Here is a 19,490-nt window from a genome sequence, read left to right as displayed (position 1 = left end):
AATTCACTAAAACAACCCATAAAATGGGAATAGAACCTTAGGCTCTAAAGGGAGTATGAAGATGAAAAAGACGCTAATTTCAGCATCTGTGGCCTCTGTGATTGCATTAACTTCTTTCGGCGCAGCAGCTGAAGGTCCAAATTTCTACGGTCGTTTAGACTTAGCAATAACAGATTCAGATCTAGGTGTGACTACCCAAGAAGGTAAAGCTGGCACTGTATTCGAAAACAACTTCTCTCACTTAGGTGTTAAAGGCAGCGAAAAAATCTCTGATGCTTTCGAAGTGCTATACCAAATGGAATTCCAAGTTGAAAACACTTCATCTAGCTCTGATGTGTTCAAAGCTCGTAACACTTTCTTAGGTTTAAAATCTAACTTCGGTACTGTTTTAGTGGGCCGTAACGACACAGTATTCAAGCAATCTGAAGGCGGCGTTGACGTTTTCGGTAACAGCAATGCTGATATCGACCGTTTAGTAGCAGGTCAAACTCGTTCTGCTGACGGTATCTGGTACTACTCTCCAAAAATCGCTGATTTAATCACGTTAAACGCAACTTACTTAATGGAAGATAACTACACTGATGCAAACGGTGATGAGTCTTACGAAAGTCAGTACGCATTAAGTGCAACAATCGGTGATAAAAAACTTAAAGCGCAAAACTACTATGTAGCTGCTGCTTACAACACAATCGGTGGCATCGATGCATACCGTGGCGTTGCTCAAGTTAAACTAGGTGATTTTAAAGTAGGTGGTTTATACCAAAGCACTGAAAGCCAAACGACTGATCAAGAAGGTGATTCTTACTTCTTAAACGTGGTTTACAACCTAAACGGCGTTAACTTAAAAGCTGAGTACGGTGTTGACGAAGGTGGTTTCGGTCGTTACCTAACTAAGCAAAAAGCAGCAGATGGTGTTGTTACTGATGCTAGCATTACACAAATCACTGTAGGTGCTGACTACCGCATCTCTAAATCGACTCTAGTATATGGCCACTACGCTATGTACGAAGGTGATTACCAACTTGACGGTGGCCCAACCATCGATCTAGAAGATGACAACGTATTTACTGTTGGTATGCGCTACGACTTCTAATTAATGCCTCTTTAGAGCCTTTAGTTAATAAAAAAGCGACCTGATGGTCGCTTTTTTTATATCAATTTTTACTGTTAAATTTAGCCATTACTTTTTAGTTAAGATATACGCAGCTTCATTCAACCAAGGAACCTGTTTATTAATAAACCTTGGATTATCACGCAACACATCAGCACACTCTAATAACTCAACGTCAAAAGTTTCAGCTAGGTATGACTCTATCCAAGATGGGCTAACAGCAAATGGGGGGCCATTAAGTGTGTCTTGATCATAATCTAAGGTAATGAGTAAGCCCTTGACGCCTGATGGGATCAGCTCTGCTAATTTCTTGGCATACTGCTGACGCATTGCCTCTGGCCATGCAATCAATGCTGCACGATCATAAAAAGCGCCAATTTTTTGTGTGGTCGTCGCTGATAGCGTAAAGATATCACCTTGTATAAGCGTGATTTGATCTGTGGTGTACTCTTGATGCTCACCTTGCGCTTGTTGTGTAACTGGCAAAGTATTTTCTTTAAAAAAGTCTTCAACTGCAATTTGATTTAGCTCGCAACCTAAAACATTGTGGCCTTTCTCTGCGAGGTAACACATGTCTAACGACTTGCCACACAATGGAACAAATACCTCAGCAGCGGACGGTATAGCCAGTTGCGACCAATATTTAATTAGAAATTCATTTATTTGCGGCTGGTGAAAACCAATTTGCTGTTGCTGCCACTTACTGTGCCAAAAACTTGCTTCCATATCTAAGGTCCATGTCATGTAAATGAGCTTTACTCTAAATACAATGAACATAGGATGCAAATTGATTAGCGACACAACAGGTAATCAGTAAAAACGCTTACTCATGTTATTGACTCAACTCGCCAACACAGCAAGCTTACTGCCCTTCACCATCTAGAACTTGTTGCACCTTTTTAAGCCATTTACAGTTATCACATTGACAGTTGCGACGTGATAAATGATGTGGACTTAAATTTGAGTCAATAAAATCGACTGCAATCAGTAGCTGTTGTTTCAGTTCATCAACGGATTTTTTTTCAATCGCAACTAGTTCATCATTGTGATTCATCCATATGCACTCTTCTCCTTGATGGCAAGTCGTACATTGTTCATCGCTGGCATTGTAAAACACCGCATGAGGACAGTGAGTCACTTCCATTGACTGTAAAATACGCTGGCGTGGAAAAGAAAACAGTGGAATTAAGTCAGCTTTTTTAATGTTAGGCATAAGCCCTCCTTGATTAACCCGAATCCGTTGATTCACTTAAATAGTACCTGTGTATAGCCCAAAACAACTTGATTCACGTCAAAGTTTACAACTCCCAATATTTAAGCTAGGCAGTTTCATTCGTTTTTGCTGAACAACTTGTCATTTACCGTATTTTATTTGAAATCAAACTGGTTTCTGCATTGAACTTGCTCTGCAAAAAACACCTTAAATGCAAGCACAAGACTTGCCTGACAATTCGAAATATGCGTTGATGTAGCAAGCACTCGATGAATAACAATGGGTGTAATAATAGGAGCAGCGTTTGCAAACACCTCAGCTACAGCACTTTTATATTAATGAAGAACAATCGGTTTATTTATTAAAAGCAGAAGATACTCGAAAGCACCGTGCTTGGATAAGATTATGTAATCAGCAGTTAAGTAAACTTGGTTATGCTGATATCGAATTTATCGGGAAAGGAGCTTATGGGTTTGTGTTTGCTGGTACAAACGATATTGGTGAATCGCATGTATTTAAGTTCTCCCGAATTACCCTTCCGCGTAGTGTGCAGGATAGGCTTGAAGAAGAAGCCTTCATGCTCAGTCAACTCATGCACCCTAATGTGCCTAATGCGATAAAGTTTGAGCGAGTCGGTAAGCAAGGCATCATGGTCATGGAGCGCGCTCAAGGAGAAGATTTAGATAAAATATGTCACCGAATGGGGGTGTTACCGGTTGCGATGATTGTCAGCATCGCCCGTCAATTAGCCAACCTCTTGTATTACCTTCGCACCGGAAAATGCTTAGTTCACGGCGACATTAAACCGTCTAATTTAGTGTATGACATTAAAAACGATCATTTATCGCTTATTGATTGGGGCTCTGCTGTCTTTGCTCAGCGTGATGAGAACAATAATTCCGTTGAAAATAATGTGATGTCTTTGATGTCCAACGACCAACAGCACACGAACGCCAGAATGGGCGATGTGTACTTTATCGGAGAGGAGCAGCTAAATGGTGCTCTTTCCAGCCCACGCTTTGATGAGCAGGGTGTTACCGCAACGCTTTATGCGTTGGCATCAGGGCAGATTAGCCGCTTTGGAAGCAAAGTGATTCCTGCCAGTAGCCTTGGTTTACCCATTGAGCTTGCCCGCACTTTGGATGGCATGTTGAGTGACGATCTTGAGCGACGCAACCTTGCGGGCGACTACTTTTTAAAAAGTATGCGGCATAACCATCGTATGCATCTACCAAACATTACCACCCACCCGGTACATGAAGACATTCCGTTGTGGGTATTACCTAAACAAAAACAAGTAGAGACGGTAAGTTACAGCTCAAGGAAGTCATTCCTTAAAGAGCATAACACTCAAGATCCCATCGCTAAAATGGACGATGTGCAGCTTGAAAAATATTACCGTAACTTCCTCGCTGGCATGGGCGATACAGAAAAAGGGTTTGTCGCTGCCGTTGGAAAATTAGCTCAATATCCCATTGTTGGCGGGCTGGCTATTCATTGGCGAAAGAGTGGTGTATATATTGATTCAAACCTTGCGATTTATGATCCTGAAACCAAAGATGTGCTCATTAAAGCAGTCAATAATATGGTGACTTTGGCGAGGGGAATTAAACGAATAGGGGTGTTTAAAGCCTGCTTTTTTAACGCAAAGGATACCTTACACCTTGAACGCCAACATGCATCAGAACCCTATCAAATGGTGAATGATGCCCAGCTAAGCTTCGAAGTGGGAGATGTTCCTGCCTCAGAAGGTCGCTCACGGTTACACTCCTACTTTGAAGACGGTAAAGACCCTGAAGAAAACTTAGAACTGCCAACCGAAATCATGACTGAACTGGGCTGGATCAACCAAATTCATCATACTGGCTGCATTATTTTTGAAGCCTTACCCAATCACTTAAAGATCCATAGCTATTTACGTTTACTAAACCCACGTAAGCAAGCTGCATTTAGGGCATCTTTAGATCGTATTTTACATCACGCCACTAAGATACAAGGCCATGGCGTATCAGGATTTATGAAGCTGCCTTATAAAAATACTCGTCAGTTTTCACATATCGATCGTAAAAGTGACCACTTTTATCCTAAAAACCCAAAACAAGCAGCGTTAAGTCCAGCTCAAAATTAGACGCCATAAAGCACCTTAGAAAATTACAAAGCCCAACGATGTTCGTTGGGCTTTTTGGTCGTTCGCATGTTAGATAGGTGAACCAGGCGGCATGTTAAGCGGTGATTCAATAAACCTAAACTCGTTTGAAGCGATGCCTTTAGCCACCGCTTGTAGAAGCCAGTCAAAATGAGCAGCTTGATAATTACTTGCTCGGTTACTACGACGTTTCAACTGTTTTTCAACATATTGCAGCCTTGCAAGCAATTGCGCTTTAACCTCAGGGGCCGTTTTTTCATGGTGATAGCTAGCAAGAATTTCGTCTAACACGACAGTATTAACGCGCATTTGTACCGCTAATAACTGGCCTCGCTGCAGATCTTGATATACCGTTTTCGCTAATAATTTATCGACTAGGTTCACCACTGATAATTGCTCTGAGTCAGTCATAAACCCTTGATTAACCCTATTTAAACGCTCTGGAGCCAATAAACGGTTAGCAATTTGTCGACTTAAGACTTCTGCCATACCTATCGGATCAGTCAGCACGCCTAAACCAGAATCGAAACTTTCACGAGTCTTACGATAGTTACCCGCTTTAGGCACCAAGATATCGGTAATCTCAGAAGGTACAGACAAACTTTGGGCTGAGATAACATTCAATAAAGCATCTAATGCACTGCGTTGTAATTTAGGCGACAAATAATGCCATCGCTCAGCAGAGCCTTGCTGTTGATAACTATAATCACTGCCGCCAATCCATTTAGCAGCGGCATCAATTTGGTATCGAGTCATAAAGTATACTGGCACAAACACGTCACTTAGCTCACCTAAAGGTTGCTCGCTAAGCAGTGCTTGAGCATTAAATTGCTCAATAGCCACTCTACGAACTTGCTCTAAGCGAGTAAGCTCATCTGCTGCAGATGCACCATTGTCCCATAAGCTCGCATAGGCATGGCTTGAAGCCGGTGAACGGGAATCAGCTTCTCCAATATAACGTAGACCTTGTGTTCTAGCTTGGCGAACCAACTCTGTTAAATTCGCTTCATTGCCGTAACCGTAGGCAATGGTAAACTTATCCCACTCCCCTATTCCTTCAGAATAAGGCGCTGAGATATCAATTTTGTCGCCATTTAACGTCGCCTTCGGATGAGGGTAATCCATGACAGAGGCATTATCATTCGTAGAAGCTGCAAAGTTATGGTCAAGCCCGATGGTATGGCCAATCTCATGAGCTGATAACTGGCGAATACGTGCCAATGCTAGGTTCATCGATGCTTGTTTAGCTGCATCTCTATCTTCCCAGCCTGCGGTTAATCCTCTGGCAATTAAATGATCTTGTTTTACTCGCAAACTACCTAAGGTCACATGACCTTTGATAATTTCACCTGTGCGAGGATCTTTAATGGATGCACCATAAGACCAGCCTCTTGTTGCTCTATGCACCCATTGGATCATGTTATAGCGAATATCTTGAGGATCTGCATCCTCTGGTAACATTTCCACTTTGAAGCCATCAATAAATCCAGCAGCAGTGAATGCATCCTCCCACCAACGAGCACCATCCAATAATGCAGTGCGGATAGGTTCTGGTACACCAGGGTCAAGATAATAGGTTATTGGTTTAATCACTTCACTTGGTTCAATACCAGGCGTGACCTTTTCTAAACGATGTCTCAGTAGATATTGTTTACTGACAGGTGAGTCTATTGGGGCTGAGTAATCATAATATTCACCCGAAAGGTAACCACTCATCGGCTCATAAGCTCGAGGCTGATAGCCCGGCTCTGGTAATGCTACAAACGAATAGCGCATCCTAACTGATACAAACTTGCCATCAGGCGTAACTTGTCTCACTTGCTCGCCTGGCTTGCTACTATTAAAAGTCAGTAACACATCAACATCAGCATTTTTTTCGAAGGACTTCACCCCTTCAGGTAAAATGACAGAACGTGAACTATCAAGATTATAGCTACCTTGTTTGGTGTCAGCTAACCGCTGGCCCACACCATGAAGATCGTTTAGCACTAATTGATTAACGGCCACAAGTGGCGTTTTACCTTCGACCACTTTACCCCGCCATAATACAGATTCTGCAAAGGCTTCTTTTACCGCTAATTGCTCAGCAGGGTTATCACTGCTTGCTCTATAAAAAGTATTTAATTGCTTTAATAAAATGTACGGACCTTGACGCTCAAACTGAACCATACGAGTTTCGCCAAGTTGACCACGGTCTAAGCCAATGTCATTAGAACCAACACCATGTGGCAAGCTTGTGATGAGTAAAAATGGCTGGTTAAGTTTATTGGCCTCTAAATACAATTCACCAGACTGACTTTGATAATAGAAATTAATAAATCCGGTCGCTTTTTCACTTTGCTTAATCACAGTTTGGGCAGGTGTTGCCGCATATGCGATAACGGGGATGGCACTTAATGCCAATGCAAGTGCAATGCTGTGACGGTTCATTTAACATTCTCCATTATGTCAGTCAGCCAAATTTAACGGCTCGTCTTGAGCCGTTAACCTTACTAGGCGCTATGTTTATTTTTATAATCAATCCAATGTTCTAAGGTATCAAACAACTCATTAAGCACAATTGGCTTAGTAATATGAGCGTTCATGCCCGCTTGTAGACTCTTCTCTCTATCACCTGACATTGCATGAGCCGTCATCGCAATAATAGGAAGCTGCTCGGTGCTAAAGCGTTTTCTCAGCTCTTTCGCCGCAGTTAATCCATCCATTACAGGCATTTGAATATCCATTAATACGGCATCAAATGGTTTACTGTCGATAATATCTAACGCAATTTGACCATTATCGGCCATCACGACTTCATAACCTGCACTTTTTAATAGCTCAGTCGCAACCTGCTGGTTAATAAAATTATCTTCAACTAATAAGACTAAACCAGCATCTTTGGTTTGCTCAGGATCTTCTTCAACGACAGGCGCCACATTCAATTTAGGTTCGGCAGCAAATGCGCCAATAATCTCATCGAATAAGGCTGACGCTTTAAACGGCTTTTGCAAAATAGCAAATACACGGCTTTCATCAAACTCAGCCTCAAGTGGCTCAGCTGAATAGGCGGTCATTAGAATAATCACCGGACGTTTTTTAAGGCGTCCATCAGCAACCATTTCATCAATAATATCGATAACATCTGCGCCATCCATTTCTGGCATCATCCAGTCAAGTAGCAATAAATCGACGTCACTGTGAGCTAATACTTCTAATGCCTCTGCGCCACTTTGTGCTGTTTTGACACCAAAGCTAAAGTCACGCATTACTGTTGAATATATTTGTAAAGCGCTAGGATTATCATCCACTACTAAGGTTGTTAGGTTATTCAGTTGTTCAGGAACAACGAGCGGTTCAACGACATTCTCTTCAGCGATTTCAAAGCTAATATTAAAACTAAAGGTGCTGCCTTGATTGGTCTCTGATTCCACTTGCATGGTACCGCCCATCAAGGACACAAGGTGTTTACTGATCGATAAGCCTAAGCCTGTGCCGCCATATTTACGGGTGGTAGAACCATCAGCTTGCGAGAAAGCATCAAATAATTTAGCTTGTTGCTCTTGGCTAATCCCAATACCAGTATCACGCACCCAGAATTTAAGTGTTATACGGTGGTCTCGCTCACCCACATCTTCGCAACCTAATTCAATTTCACCATTTTGAGTGAACTTAACCGCATTGGATAATAAGTTCACCAACACTTGGCCCAAACGTAATGGGTCACCATTGAGGATAAGTCCAGCTGTGACTGGTGCATAAAGTAACAGCTCAACGCCTTTTTCTTGCGCTTTTTGAGCGTTCATATCAATGACATGATCAAGCACTTTATCTAACGGGAACGACACTCTTTCGAGCTCTAGCTTACCCGCCTCAATTTTAGAGAAGTCCAAAATATCATTGATAATGCGCAATAAAGACTGAGCAGAGAAACCTGCCTTATTAAGATAATCCTGTTGCTGCGGATTCAATTGAGTGCGCTGTGCAAGCTGCAACATACCAATAATTGCATTCATCGGTGTGCGAATTTCGTGACTCATGTTGGCCAAGAATTCACTCTTATACATATTAGCTAATTCAGCATCTTGCTTAGCTTCTAGCAAGGCAACTTCATTACTTTTTTGTCGTGTAATATCTTTATGGGTGCCGAGCATACGTTTGGATTGGCCGTCATCGGCAAACTCAACAGCTCGGCCTCGTGATAACACCCAATGGTATTCACCCGATTTAGCCCGCATACGATATTCAATTTCATAAGTGCCAATTGGCTGTTTAGCATAGCCACTTCGGTACTCTTCAACTCGCATACGATCATCTGGATGAATGAGTGCATCGGTTGATGAAATAAGTGCAGGGAATTCATTAGGTTTATAACCTAGCATAGAATAAAACGCTGGATTACAAATCAATTGTTCAGAATCTAAGTACCAATCCCACAGACCATCTTCTACCGCATCCATCGCTAAATGATAACGTTCTTCAGAAAGACGTAATTGCTCGGCAGATTCATATTCACGAGTGACATCACGCCACACAGAAATCAACCCCAGTAACTCACCACGGCGGTTATAAAACGGCAGTTTTAAGGTATCGAGCAAGACGGTTTTCCCGCCAATGTCCATTTTCTCTTGGTAACGTAACAGTGAGCGATCACTTAAGACTTTTTGGTCTTCCTCTCTGATCCGCTCCCCTTGTTCATGGGTGCTAGCTAAAGAGTATTGCCCTATCATCTCGCTTTCTTTACAGCCCAGCATATACTCAGCAGATTTATTACAGCCTAAATATTTACCTTCTTTATCTTTATAAACGATTGCCTCAGGAATGGAGTCAATCAAAGAGCGCAATAATGCAAACTCTCGTTCACGTCGCTCTGTAGTATCACGCAAACGTTGAGTCCGTCGTGCCACTAAGTTATCCAATCGTTTATTTTGCTCTGCCAAATGACGGGTATATTGCTTGTTCTCTTCAAAAATACGGCTAACGAGTAAGAACCAAGGCTCCCAACCTTCAGTGATTTTCTTTGGCGGTGAAATCGGATCGCGTGAGCACTCTTCTAAGTGAGTTAATAAGCGGGATGCTGGATTGACGAATGAACGGCGAGTTTGCCAATGCACAATAGTCACCAACACAGATAAAGCCAAAACCACTAGCAAGAAAGTCAGCTTTAACTTATCCCACGCATCTTGGAACAATACATCTTCATCTTGTAGGTACAGTAAACGCCAAGGTGGATTTTGTAATGCCACTGAGTGAATGTAATAGCCGTTTCGCAAGATACCATCATGTGCGTCAAACAGTTCTGACTCAGGTAAGGAATGCAGCTCTGAAGGAATACGTTGGCTAATATGATAAACCCGATTCATATCGCTAGCTTCAAAGTCACTGTGAGACAAAATATTGTTGTATTGGTCTAATAGAATCACTGTCCCAGGCATCTTAAAATACATGCGCATTTGCTTGGCTAAAGACGCAAGGGTCATATCCAAGTTAATCGAGCCAATAAAGTCATCTTCTAAATACACTGGTAGACCAAGTGTGGTTAATAGACCACGTTCAGCAAGGTCTACATAGGCTTCACGCCAAAATACACTTCGCTGTGGATTCATTGCTGGCGTCGCCAACTGGAATTGCTTTTTATTGAGTAGCTCTTCTCTAAAGCGAGTTTCGTTGTTAGACCATGGAAACGATGACATGATCCTTTGCTTTGAAATGTAATAAATAGATGAGGCTTTTGGCGCAGCTTCTTTCGCTACCGGAAAAGATAATGACAGCTCAAACAGCATTTCTAATTCTTGATAAAAGGTGTCACTTCGACCATCTAACGACCCCATACCAGTGATCCGTCCCACATTGGTAAAAGGTTCACCACTTTGAGCATAACTGGGTTCTAGAGTAAAAAACTGACCATCTTCATTGAACTTTTCATACTGAGGTAAACGGTCTTTTCGAACTAGCTCCCCCAAGCGTAAATTATCGACAGCCACGTTACGTAAGCTTTTAACCGCACGGATACTCGACTCGAGTAATAAATCAATCTGCAATACATGGCGAAGAACTTGCTCTTCACGCTCTTTGATCAATTGTGTTTTTTGGCGTTCAAATAACGTCCAAGCCGACAATAATGCCATCACAATTACACCGATATATGTATAAAAAACGGCTCGGTTATATTTTCTTTGGATCAGTGCTTTTAAATGTAATTCTGGCTCTGTCGATTTCATTGAAATCCCTTTGTTTACTCATAGCGTCGATTAATAAAAGACATAAGGAGAAACGCTATGATGGCTCATTGATGCATATTATCAGGAAGGTATGCTTTATCACATAAATAACCTGCATCAATCGTTATAAATTGTGTCATTTTATCGTGTTTATTAACTGCCTCTAAAACATAGCAAATTATCATCATAGATTCATGGTCATTTAGTCAAATAGACAAGGAATTTTCAATATTGTTATCGCTCAATATCGGCGCAATAAAAAAGCCACTTTGCAGTAGCTTTTGCAACAGACCTAATTATGCTTCATCAAGCCAATTAGCTATAAATGCTCCTCGGCAAATTCAGCTAACCTTGAGCGCACGACACCATTTAAATAAATGTTGGCACTGCCATCAAAATCCTTAAATCGTTCCACAATATAGGTTAGCCCTGACGTGACTGCAGTCAGATAAGTTGAGTCAATCTGCGCTAAGTTACCGCAGCAAATCAACTTAGTGCCTTCTCCCATACGGGTGATCATGGTTTTAATTTGTGATGCCGTTAGATTTTGGCATTCATCCAATAAGACTACTGAGTTTTGAATTGAGCGCCCACGCATAAAATTGACTGACTTAAACTGCACATTCGCTTTTTCCATGATGTAATTCATGCTCCCAGTTGGGTTAACATCATTTTTATGCAGCACTTCCAAAGTATCTGTAATTGCCGCTAACCATGGCGCCATTTTCTCTTCTTCGGTGCCAGGTAAAAAACCAATAGATTCAGCTATCTCAGGCGTGTTTCGAGTGACAATGACTTTTTCGTATTGCTTTTTCTCTACCACAAGCTCAAGCGCTGCAGCCATAGCAATTAGGGTTTTACCGCAACCAGCTGGACCGGTGAGAATCACTAAATCAATCTCAGGATCTAATAAAGCATTAAGCGCCATGCCTTGATAAATGTTCTTTGGCTTAATGCCCCATGCTTGCAGGTGCTCAAGTCGATCTCGGCCATAATCGATTATCGATAAATGAGTATCAGTTCGGCTTTCGACCTTGCCACAAAACTCAGTTTCTTGATCAATTAAGTACTGATTTTTGTAAAAAGGTTCATTACCCACCTCATCAAGGCTCACTTGATGCAAGGTTTTCCCACCCACTCGGTCAGTTGATACTTTTTCCACGTTCGCCCAAAAGTCACCGTCAAACTGATAAAAACCTTTTGCCAAAAAGCGAATATCGTCAATCAGCTGGTCAGTTCGATAATCTTCAACCCGTTCAATCCCCGCCCCTTTGGCTTTAAGGCGCATATTGATATCTTTTGTGACCAACACAACTTGGCGAGCTTGATTGAGGTTTTGTAAATGTAGTGCGGTATTAATGATGCGGTTATCGTTATTGTCGCCAGGTAACGTCCCGGTGGTGAAATCGATTTGATGGTCGGGGAAAATGGATAAACTGCCGGATACATCAGAGTGTCCTTCCCTACTGGGTAGAGCGACACCATTGAGTATTTGTTCTGGAGAGGTTTTCCCTCCGAGGATATCTTCTAACGCTCTAATAGCAACCCGGGCATCGCGGCTGATATCGTGCTTTCTGTCCTTAATATTATCTAACTCTTCTAACACTGTCATTGGGATTGTTACGTCATGTTCCTTAAACGAATATATCGCTAAAGGTTCATGCAGTAACACATTGGTATCCAGTACAAACAACTTTCTGTTGTCATGTTCCATGGCGCCTCCAGAGTGCTCAATGCAAAGGGTAAACTAAGGGATTAATCCAATATAAACTCCTGAAATAAATAAACTTACATATAATTATAGGTAAACAATTTCGTAAATTGCACAATTAAACTATGCCAGTAAATTTATCGACGCTCAATAGTTAATCAGATGTTCACTGTGTCAGTTTACGAGAAAGAAGATGACATTGAGATGACAGAACTGTGTCAAAGTTAGCCTTGATTACATAAAATTGCCGATCATGAATATTTAAATCGCTGCTAGAATTTAAATCTACTAGCGTTTGTTATAACATACGCGCCCTTTGTTTTAATCAGCCCCAAATGAGAGTCAAAAATGCCGTTTGCTTTAGGTCAACGTTGGATTAGTGATACCGAGTCAGAGCTTGGTTTAGGTACTGTCGTCGCCGTTGAAGGTCGCATGGTAACAGTGTTATTTCCTGCCGCCGATGAGAACCGTCTTTTTTCACGCGATGAAGCACCATTAACACGTGTAATCTTTAATCCAGGTGACTCAATTGAAAGCCACGAAGGCTGGAAACTCACTGTCAGCGAAGTCGAAGAAAAAGATGGGCTAGTTACCTATATCGGTATCCACAGTGAATCTGAAGAAACGGTACGTTTACGTGAGACTTTACTCAATCACAATATCCGTTTTAATAAACCTCAAGACCGTTTATTTGCAGGGCAAATTGATCGCTTAGACCGCTTTGGTATGCGTTACCAAAGTCAGTTACTGCGCCATAAGTTAGCAACATCTGATTTATTGGGGCAACAAGGACCACGGGTAGGCTTAATTCCACACCAACAATGGATTGCTCATGAAGTTGGCCGCCGCTATGCTCCACGTGTTTTACTGGCCGATGAAGTGGGTTTAGGTAAAACCATTGAAGCAGGTTTGATTATTCACCAGCAGCTACTTACTGGCCGTGCTGAGCGTATATTAGTGATTGTGCCTGACACATTACGCCATCAGTGGTTGGTCGAAATGCTACGCCGCTTTAACTTAAAGTTTTCAATCTTTGATGAAGACCGCTGTGTTGAAGCTTATGCGGATAATGACAACCCATTTTACACTGAGCAATTAGTCATATGCTCACTTGAGTTACTTCGTAAAAAACGTCGTTTAGAACAAGCCATTGATGCCGATTGGGATTTAATGGTGGTTGATGAGGCACATCATCTGGAGTGGAGCGAAACAGCTCCAAGCCGTGCTTATCAAATCGTTGAAGCCTTAAGTGAAGAAGTGCCAGGCGTATTGCTACTTACTGCAACCCCTGATCAACTTGGCCACCAAAGTCATTTTGCACGTTTACGTTTACTCGATCCTGATCGTTTCTACGACTACAACGCATTTCTAGAAGAAGAGAAAAGCTATCAAAGTGTTGCTGAAGCTGCTGAAGCACTGACCGCCAACACTAAACTGGCCGATAGCGCCATTAATAGCTTAACTGAGCTTTTGAGTGAAAAAGATATCATGCCAAGCATCAATATTATCCAAGCAGATGATATTGAAGATGATACTAAACAATCTGCTCGAGAAGAGTTATTACAAGAATTACTCGACCGACATGGTACTGGCCGTATTTTATACCGCAATAGCCGTGCTTCAGTCAGCGGATTTCCGAAACGCTTTTTCAATCCGCAACCATTAGCCATGCCGCAGGAATACATTACTGCTGAACGTGTTAATGCAATGATGGGATCGAAAAAATCACCACAAGATCAAGCTAAGCAATCATTAAGCCCTGAGAAACTTTATCAAGCATTTGAAACTGATAGTGCAAGTTGGTGGAAGTTCGATCCTCGTGTTGACTGGTTAATTGATTTCCTTAAAGAACACCGCAGCAAAAAAGTACTCATCATTGCCAGCCAAGCAGAAACTGCGCTGAGCCTTGAGGAAGCATTACGTACTCGTGAAGGTATTCAGGCCACTGTTTTCCATGAAGGCATGTCGATTATTGAACGTGATAAAGCGGGTGCGTATTTTGCCCAAGAAGAAGGCGGCGCCCAAGCGCTTATTTGTTCAGAAATTGGCTCAGAAGGACGTAACTTCCAATTTGCTAGCCACTTAGTGTTATTTGATTTGCCACTAAACCCAGATTTATTGGAGCAGCGTATCGGTCGTTTAGACCGTATCGGTCAGCAAAATGATATCCAAATTCATTTACCGTATTTGCAAGATACTGCGCAAGAGCGCTTAATGAATTGGTACCACCAAGGGCTTAATTCTTTTGAGCTGACTTGCCCAAGTGGGCATATTCTTTATTCAGAGTTTGCCGATGAATTAACAGCAGTGCTCAATGATGATGACCCTGAATTAATGACGCAACTGCTTAACCACACCCAAGCCAGATACCAAGAGCTTAAACAAGCCATGGAAAAAGGACGTGATAAGTTATTAGAAATTAACTCTCATGGTGGCGAACAATCAAAACAGTTAGTGGAGCGTTTAGCCGAGCGAGATGCTGATACTCACTTAATTGGTTCTGTAATTCGTTTATGGGACATTATTGGTGTCGATCAAGAAGATCGTGGCGAAAACTCGATTGTATTGCGCCCGAGTGAGCACATGTTATTCCCGTCATATCCTGGGTTACCTGAAGATGGAATTTCAGTGACATTTGACCGTGAAACCGCACTTTCTCGTGACGATATTGCGTTTATTTCTCAAGAGCATCCATTAGTGCAAACGGCTCTTGATATGATCACCGATTCAGAAACCGGCACTACCAGTGTTGCGGTGTTAAAGAATAAAGCGCTACCAGCGGGAACCCTGTTCTTAGAATTGATTTATATGGCAGATGTTTCAGCCCCTAAATCATCGCAGCTATACCGCTATATGCCACCAACACCTATCCGTGTGTTACTGGACAAAAATGGTCAAAACTTGGCAGAAAAAGTCGACTACAGTAGCTTTGATAAACAACTCAGTGCTGTTAATCGCCATATTGCCAGCAAGCTCGTTAATGCATCTCAGCCTATTCTTCACCCGCTATTAGCAAAAGGGGAAGAGCAAGCACAGGCAGCATTAGCCAACTTGGTTGAGCAAGCTCGTGAAAAAATGACCACACAATTAAATGGCGAGCTCACCCGTTTAGAGTCTTTAAAAGCGGTGAATCCAAATATTCGCGATTCTGAACTCGATTATATCCGTAATCAAATGGCTGAGTTAAACAGCTATATTGACGACAGCCAATTCCAGCTAGACGCAATTAGAATGGTATTAGTCAGTCACGTATAATACACTGCATAGATGAAGCAAAAGCCCTGAACTTCAGGGCTTTTTTGTAGGCGATTTTCATCCAACCGGTAAGAAAGCGGCAATGACACTCATCAAGCAGATCCTATTTACCTTCATCCTCACTTTCAGCATTGGCACGAATACCTTTGCCGAGTCATTATTCGCCCCCGTCAGTGACGAGCAAAAGCAGCAAATCATTGTTCAAGATAAACCCATTGATGTCATAGTTAAGCCTTGGCAAGGCAGAAAACAGCGTGGCAGCGCTATCATTCTTGGGCCAACTGAATCAGACGCTACAGGACTGGAAAGCAGCCGTTATATGCGCTTGCAATTACCACTCTCAGGCTGGGCAACAATCAGCATCAAGCCAACCGAAGGCTTATATCGTCCTAATTTCGCAACTGATGCAGATCAAATTAACAAGGCAGGTGAAAAGCAGCTAACGCTTGATGCGCATCAAATGACGCCTAAGTACACCTCCAGTCAGTTATTAGAGCTCAATAATTTCCAACAAAAAGTGATTGAAGAATCTATTGCTCAGATAGAAGGAGTGGCTGCGCAATACCCTGGGAAACGGATTATTATCGCAGCAGATGATAGTGCGGGTATGGTCGTTAATCTACTTCATCAAGATATATTAACTAAACCTGACTTGCTCGTTATCATTAATCCTTATCGCGAATTTGAACAATTGATTGATGAACAAAACCGAGGCTTGAGTATTGCCAAGCAACTAGCAGGGTTAGACATTCCCGTATTGGACTTGCAATCGGCTAACGGACATAAGGCCGCATTAGCGCAAAGCATAGAGCGTAAAAATAGTAATTTAGTTAAATCAGCAAATTTATATCGACAGTATTTATTACAATTAGATTTGAGCCATCAAGGTGGCTGGGATGAAGCGTTAGATCATATTGAAGGCTTTGCGAGAAAAATTGCTGGTTACTGACAGTTTCAATAACTATTGGCCAATAACCAGCAATCTAACACTTGGCGAGGTTAGTCTTTTTTATCTTTACTCAACATCAAAGACAGTGCGACTAACACCACAATAATTCCCATGTAGAGTAAGTCGAGCATCGACTGAGGCTTCATTTCAGTAAAATAAGAAAACACCTTGATGATAAGCATCATCAAAATCACTTTACCTAGCTTACTTTTGAGCGAATCAATGCTGCTAATCACTAAAATGCGGCCACCGCTTTTGGTGTCATCGGCATTTTTTAAATCACTGATAAACAACTCATACAGACCAAAAGCAAAAATAAGCATGACAGCGCCGAGTAAGAAAGTATCTAAAATCTCAACCACGACCATAATAATGTCGTTTCTTATTTCGTGGCTGCCAGAAACGATGTAACTCCAAAGCAGTGCCAATAAATGCACCACATCCTTGATCCCTACAGTAAAGATAACCAGCGCCCCGACAACACAAGCAAGCACGCCAACCATCACTGATAATCGGCTGCTCCATAACAATTTTTCAAACGTTTCACGCATAAGACAATCTCAAGTTGCACAATCAATTTTGGCGCTGATAATAGCAAGCTTTTAGTTCCGTCGGCACCCATCATTTGAGAATTGTTACTCTATGATAGTGAAGTAAATAATCGACTTAATCTAGTACACAGTATGAGACTTGGAATTTACCAACCCGACTGCCTATCTTGATAGGGTTTACCTGACTGCTTAATTTCACGATGACTGGCAATCAAACGATTCTTACCTAAAAGTAATCGAATCTGACTCAATGACTCTCGGCTCAATAAACTGCGTAACGTCCCCGACCAGTTCTTATTGATACTCAGCTTAATAGCCGCATTAGTATCTGGCGAACGCTGCATTAGCTTTTCTGCATAACGTGTCGCCATCTCTAGCGGTTTATCATGCACCTCTGTGACTAAACCAAATTCAAGCGCTTTGTCAGCAGTGATAATATCTGCGGTATAGGTCAATTGCATGGCTTTGTCTTTAGTCATGATTTGCCTTAACCCTGCAAGTCCAGCCATATCAGGTAATAAGCCCCACTTAGATTCCATGATTGAAAGCTGAGCGTCTTTACTGGCAAATCGAAAATCTGCACCTAATGCGATTTGCACGCCACCGCCATAGCAAAACCCTTCAATGACACATATCACAGGAATAGGAAGCTGCTGCCAACCTAAAGAAACTCGCTGAGCTAAATTTGCATTACCTGGCAACCACTTAAAAAGAAGTTTTAATGCGGGCATCATTGATTTTGAAACACTTTTAACGTCCAAACCAGAACTGAAATTACCGCCAGCTCCCGACAGAATAACCGCCCTAACAGCAGTGTTTTTATGTAGTTTTTTGATGGTTTTATCGATTGCTTGAAACAACTCAATATTCAATGCATTGTATTTTTCAGGCCGATTTAACGTTACATAGGCAATGCCATTGTCTATCTTTAGCGTAACGAGTTTACTCTCCATGATTCATCCTTTACTGGTCAGTCCAGATCTTAAGTTATCATAAACCAGCAATTTGGCGAATAGTTAACCAAGGTGAGCAAAGCAACAATTTTTACATCCACCCCCAAATACCCCCGTCAGTACACAAACGTTACGCCATAGAGCCTTTAAAATGCCATAAATGATACATTTTTATGATAAACGCCAAAATTCTGTCGATTTTTAATGCTAATACTCAACAATAAGTTGTAAAATATTGTTTAATACAATGTAGAAAGACACTGCAACGCAATATCACCATGTTGAACTGCAGGAATTAAAGAGATGAAAACTGTCTTTTTTTGCAACGACTACACTTAAATAATAATAACCCTGTAAAAGGATCCTCTGTCTCTATGACTATTCCTATTTTGATATGCGATGATTCAGGATTAGCTAGAAAGCAAATGGCGCGTACACTCCCAAAAGAATGGGATGTTGAAATCAGCTATGCCACTAATGGAGCGGAAGGTCTTGAGGTTATCCGTGCTGGGAAAGGGGAAATTGTCTTTCTCGATCTCAATATGCCAGTCATGGATGGTTACGAGGTATTAGAAGCGATTCAGCGAGAGGACTTACCCGCCCTCGTCATCGTGGTATCTGGCGATATCCAAATCAAAGCTCATGAGCGAGTCAAAGCATTAGGTGCTTTGGATTTCATCCAAAAACCGGTCAGTGCTGATGCCATCAGTAATATTCTTGAAGAGTACGGCATTTTGACCTTAGCACTTAAAGATGCTGCTGATGACACGCCGATGTTTGAGGTTGATTTACGTGATGCCTGCCAAGAGATTGCAAACGTAGCAATGGGCCGAGCTGCGGATCTACTGGCCACGTTATTGGATGTGTTCGTGATGCTGCCAATTCCAAATGTGAATGTTCTCGAAGTCAGTGAGCTCACTATGGCGCTTAAAGCTACAGAAGAAAGCTCAAAAATTTCAGCTCTCTGCCAAGGATTTATTGGCGCAGGTGTGGCTGGTGAAGCGTTATTGTTATTCCATGACTCTAGTTTTACCGATATGGCCAAACTCATGGGCCATAAAGATCCTCAGGATGCAGCCAATGAAGTCGAAGTATTAATCGATACTGGCAATGTTCTGATCGGCGCATTTCTCAATGGCATCTCAGAACAACTGGATATGAAATTTAGCCAAGGACATCCAGTGGTATTGGGCAGACATTGCACAGTCAATGAATTGATTCATGATAATTCGGAAAAATGGCAACGCACCCTAGCAATGGAAATCAACTATCAAATTGAAGATCATAATGTTCAATGCGATTTGCTGTTGCTTTTCACCGAAGATTCCATCCCAACACTTAATTTTAAGTTGGGCTATTTACTTGATTAATCATGACTTTAGCGATTCATATTCGCTAGTC

12 protein-coding genes are annotated in these 19,490 nt (G+C 41.8%); 5 read left to right on the top strand and 7 right to left on the bottom strand.

Annotated features, from left to right (window positions below):
* Window positions 1-61: 61 nt before the first annotated feature.
* Entirely contained in the window at window positions 62-1,093 is a 1,032-nt protein-coding gene (locus tag SJ2017_RS03505) for a porin (RefSeq protein WP_080914884.1), read from the top strand.
* 87 nt (window positions 1,094-1,180) lie between these two features.
* Here SJ2017_RS03505 and SJ2017_RS03500 read toward each other — a convergent pair whose 3' ends face one another.
* Both SJ2017_RS03500 and SJ2017_RS03495 read right to left on the bottom strand, forming a co-directional pair.
* Window positions 1,181-1,837 carry a thiopurine S-methyltransferase gene (locus tag SJ2017_RS03500; RefSeq protein ID WP_080914883.1) on the bottom strand — a complete coding sequence of 219 codons (657 nt, stop codon included), beginning with the start codon at window positions 1,835-1,837 and terminating at the stop codon, window positions 1,181-1,183.
* 136 nt (window positions 1,838-1,973) lie between these two features.
* Window positions 1,974-2,324: a hypothetical protein gene (locus SJ2017_RS03495; protein ID WP_055022691.1), complete on the bottom strand. Its 351-nt coding sequence runs from the start codon at window positions 2,322-2,324 to the stop codon at window positions 1,974-1,976.
* Between the two features lie 304 nt (window positions 2,325-2,628).
* On the opposite strand from SJ2017_RS03495, the gene SJ2017_RS03490 reads away from it, so the two are divergent.
* Entirely contained in the window at window positions 2,629-4,452 is a 1,824-nt protein-coding gene (locus SJ2017_RS03490) for a protein kinase domain-containing protein (protein ID WP_080914882.1), read from the top strand.
* Window positions 4,453-4,521: 69 nt separating this feature from the next.
* Here SJ2017_RS03490 and SJ2017_RS03485 read toward each other — a convergent pair whose 3' ends face one another.
* From SJ2017_RS03485 to SJ2017_RS03475, 3 genes are all read right to left on the bottom strand, one after another.
* Entirely contained in the window at window positions 4,522-6,900 is a 2,379-nt protein-coding gene (locus tag SJ2017_RS03485) for a zinc-dependent metalloprotease (RefSeq protein WP_080914881.1), read from the bottom strand.
* Between the two features lie 62 nt (window positions 6,901-6,962).
* Window positions 6,963-10,670: a response regulator gene (locus tag SJ2017_RS03480; protein WP_080914880.1), complete on the bottom strand. Its 3,708-nt coding sequence runs from the start codon at window positions 10,668-10,670 to the stop codon at window positions 6,963-6,965.
* Window positions 10,671-10,989: 319 nt separating this feature from the next.
* A complete protein-coding gene (locus SJ2017_RS03475; protein ID WP_080914879.1) occupies window positions 10,990-12,384 on the bottom strand; it encodes a PhoH family protein in 1,395 nt (464 codons plus the stop codon).
* 345 nt (window positions 12,385-12,729) lie between these two features.
* On the opposite strand from SJ2017_RS03475, the gene rapA reads away from it, so the two are divergent.
* Both rapA and SJ2017_RS03465 read left to right on the top strand, forming a co-directional pair.
* On the top strand, window positions 12,730-15,636 hold the full coding sequence (rapA, locus tag SJ2017_RS03470; RefSeq protein ID WP_080914878.1) for an RNA polymerase-associated protein RapA: 2,907 nt from the start codon (window positions 12,730-12,732) through the stop codon (window positions 15,634-15,636).
* 82 nt (window positions 15,637-15,718) lie between these two features.
* Window positions 15,719-16,585 (top strand): DUF3530 family protein, encoded by an 867-nt coding sequence (locus SJ2017_RS03465; protein WP_080914877.1) that lies wholly within the window; start codon window positions 15,719-15,721, stop codon window positions 16,583-16,585.
* A 50-nt stretch (window positions 16,586-16,635) separates the two neighbouring features.
* Here the strand turns inward: SJ2017_RS03465 and SJ2017_RS03460 are convergent, their stop codons facing one another.
* Together SJ2017_RS03460 and SJ2017_RS03455 are read right to left on the bottom strand one after the other, a co-directional pair.
* On the bottom strand, window positions 16,636-17,136 hold the full coding sequence (locus tag SJ2017_RS03460; RefSeq protein ID WP_055022698.1) for a YqhA family protein: 501 nt from the start codon (window positions 17,134-17,136) through the stop codon (window positions 16,636-16,638).
* Between the two features lie 146 nt (window positions 17,137-17,282).
* The gene (locus tag SJ2017_RS03455) at window positions 17,283-18,089 is read right to left on the bottom strand and encodes a crotonase/enoyl-CoA hydratase family protein (protein ID WP_065109775.1); all 807 of its coding nucleotides are present in this window, start codon (window positions 18,087-18,089) and stop codon (window positions 17,283-17,285) included.
* A gap of 374 nt (window positions 18,090-18,463) precedes the next feature.
* Between SJ2017_RS03455 and SJ2017_RS03450 the strand changes: the two genes are divergently transcribed.
* A complete protein-coding gene (locus SJ2017_RS03450; protein WP_055022700.1) occupies window positions 18,464-19,459 on the top strand; it encodes a response regulator in 996 nt (331 codons plus the stop codon).
* Window positions 19,460-19,490: the final 31 nt, after the last annotated feature.

This window comes from Shewanella japonica (assembly GCF_002075795.1).
Lineage (GTDB): Bacteria > Pseudomonadota > Gammaproteobacteria > Enterobacterales > Shewanellaceae > Shewanella > Shewanella japonica.
The sequence above is the reverse complement of the archived record's forward strand: the minus strand, read 5'-3'. Positions and strand labels throughout refer to the sequence as shown.

Excerpts from the sequence above, each read along its gene's own strand:
- SJ2017_RS03485 (WP_080914881.1), bottom strand. The coding sequence starts at position 6,900 with ATGAACCGTCACAGCATTGCACTTGCATTGGCATTAAGTGCCATCCCC.
- SJ2017_RS03450 (WP_055022700.1), top strand. The coding sequence starts at position 18,464 with ATGACTATTCCTATTTTGATATGCGATGATTCAGGATTAGCTAGAAAG.
- rapA (WP_080914878.1), top strand. The coding sequence starts at position 12,730 with ATGCCGTTTGCTTTAGGTCAACGTTGGATTAGTGATACCGAGTCAGAG.
- SJ2017_RS03455 (WP_065109775.1), bottom strand. The coding sequence starts at position 18,089 with ATGGAGAGTAAACTCGTTACGCTAAAGATAGACAATGGCATTGCCTAT.
- SJ2017_RS03495 (WP_055022691.1), bottom strand. The coding sequence starts at position 2,324 with ATGCCTAACATTAAAAAAGCTGACTTAATTCCACTGTTTTCTTTTCCA.
- SJ2017_RS03465 (WP_080914877.1), top strand. The coding sequence starts at position 15,719 with ATGACACTCATCAAGCAGATCCTATTTACCTTCATCCTCACTTTCAGC.
- SJ2017_RS03475 (WP_080914879.1), bottom strand. The coding sequence starts at position 12,384 with ATGGAACATGACAACAGAAAGTTGTTTGTACTGGATACCAATGTGTTA.
- SJ2017_RS03500 (WP_080914883.1), bottom strand. The coding sequence starts at position 1,837 with ATGGAAGCAAGTTTTTGGCACAGTAAGTGGCAGCAACAGCAAATTGGT.
- SJ2017_RS03480 (WP_080914880.1), bottom strand. The coding sequence starts at position 10,670 with ATGAAATCGACAGAGCCAGAATTACATTTAAAAGCACTGATCCAAAGA.
- SJ2017_RS03505 (WP_080914884.1), top strand. The coding sequence starts at position 62 with ATGAAAAAGACGCTAATTTCAGCATCTGTGGCCTCTGTGATTGCATTA.
- SJ2017_RS03460 (WP_055022698.1), bottom strand. The coding sequence starts at position 17,136 with ATGCGTGAAACGTTTGAAAAATTGTTATGGAGCAGCCGATTATCAGTG.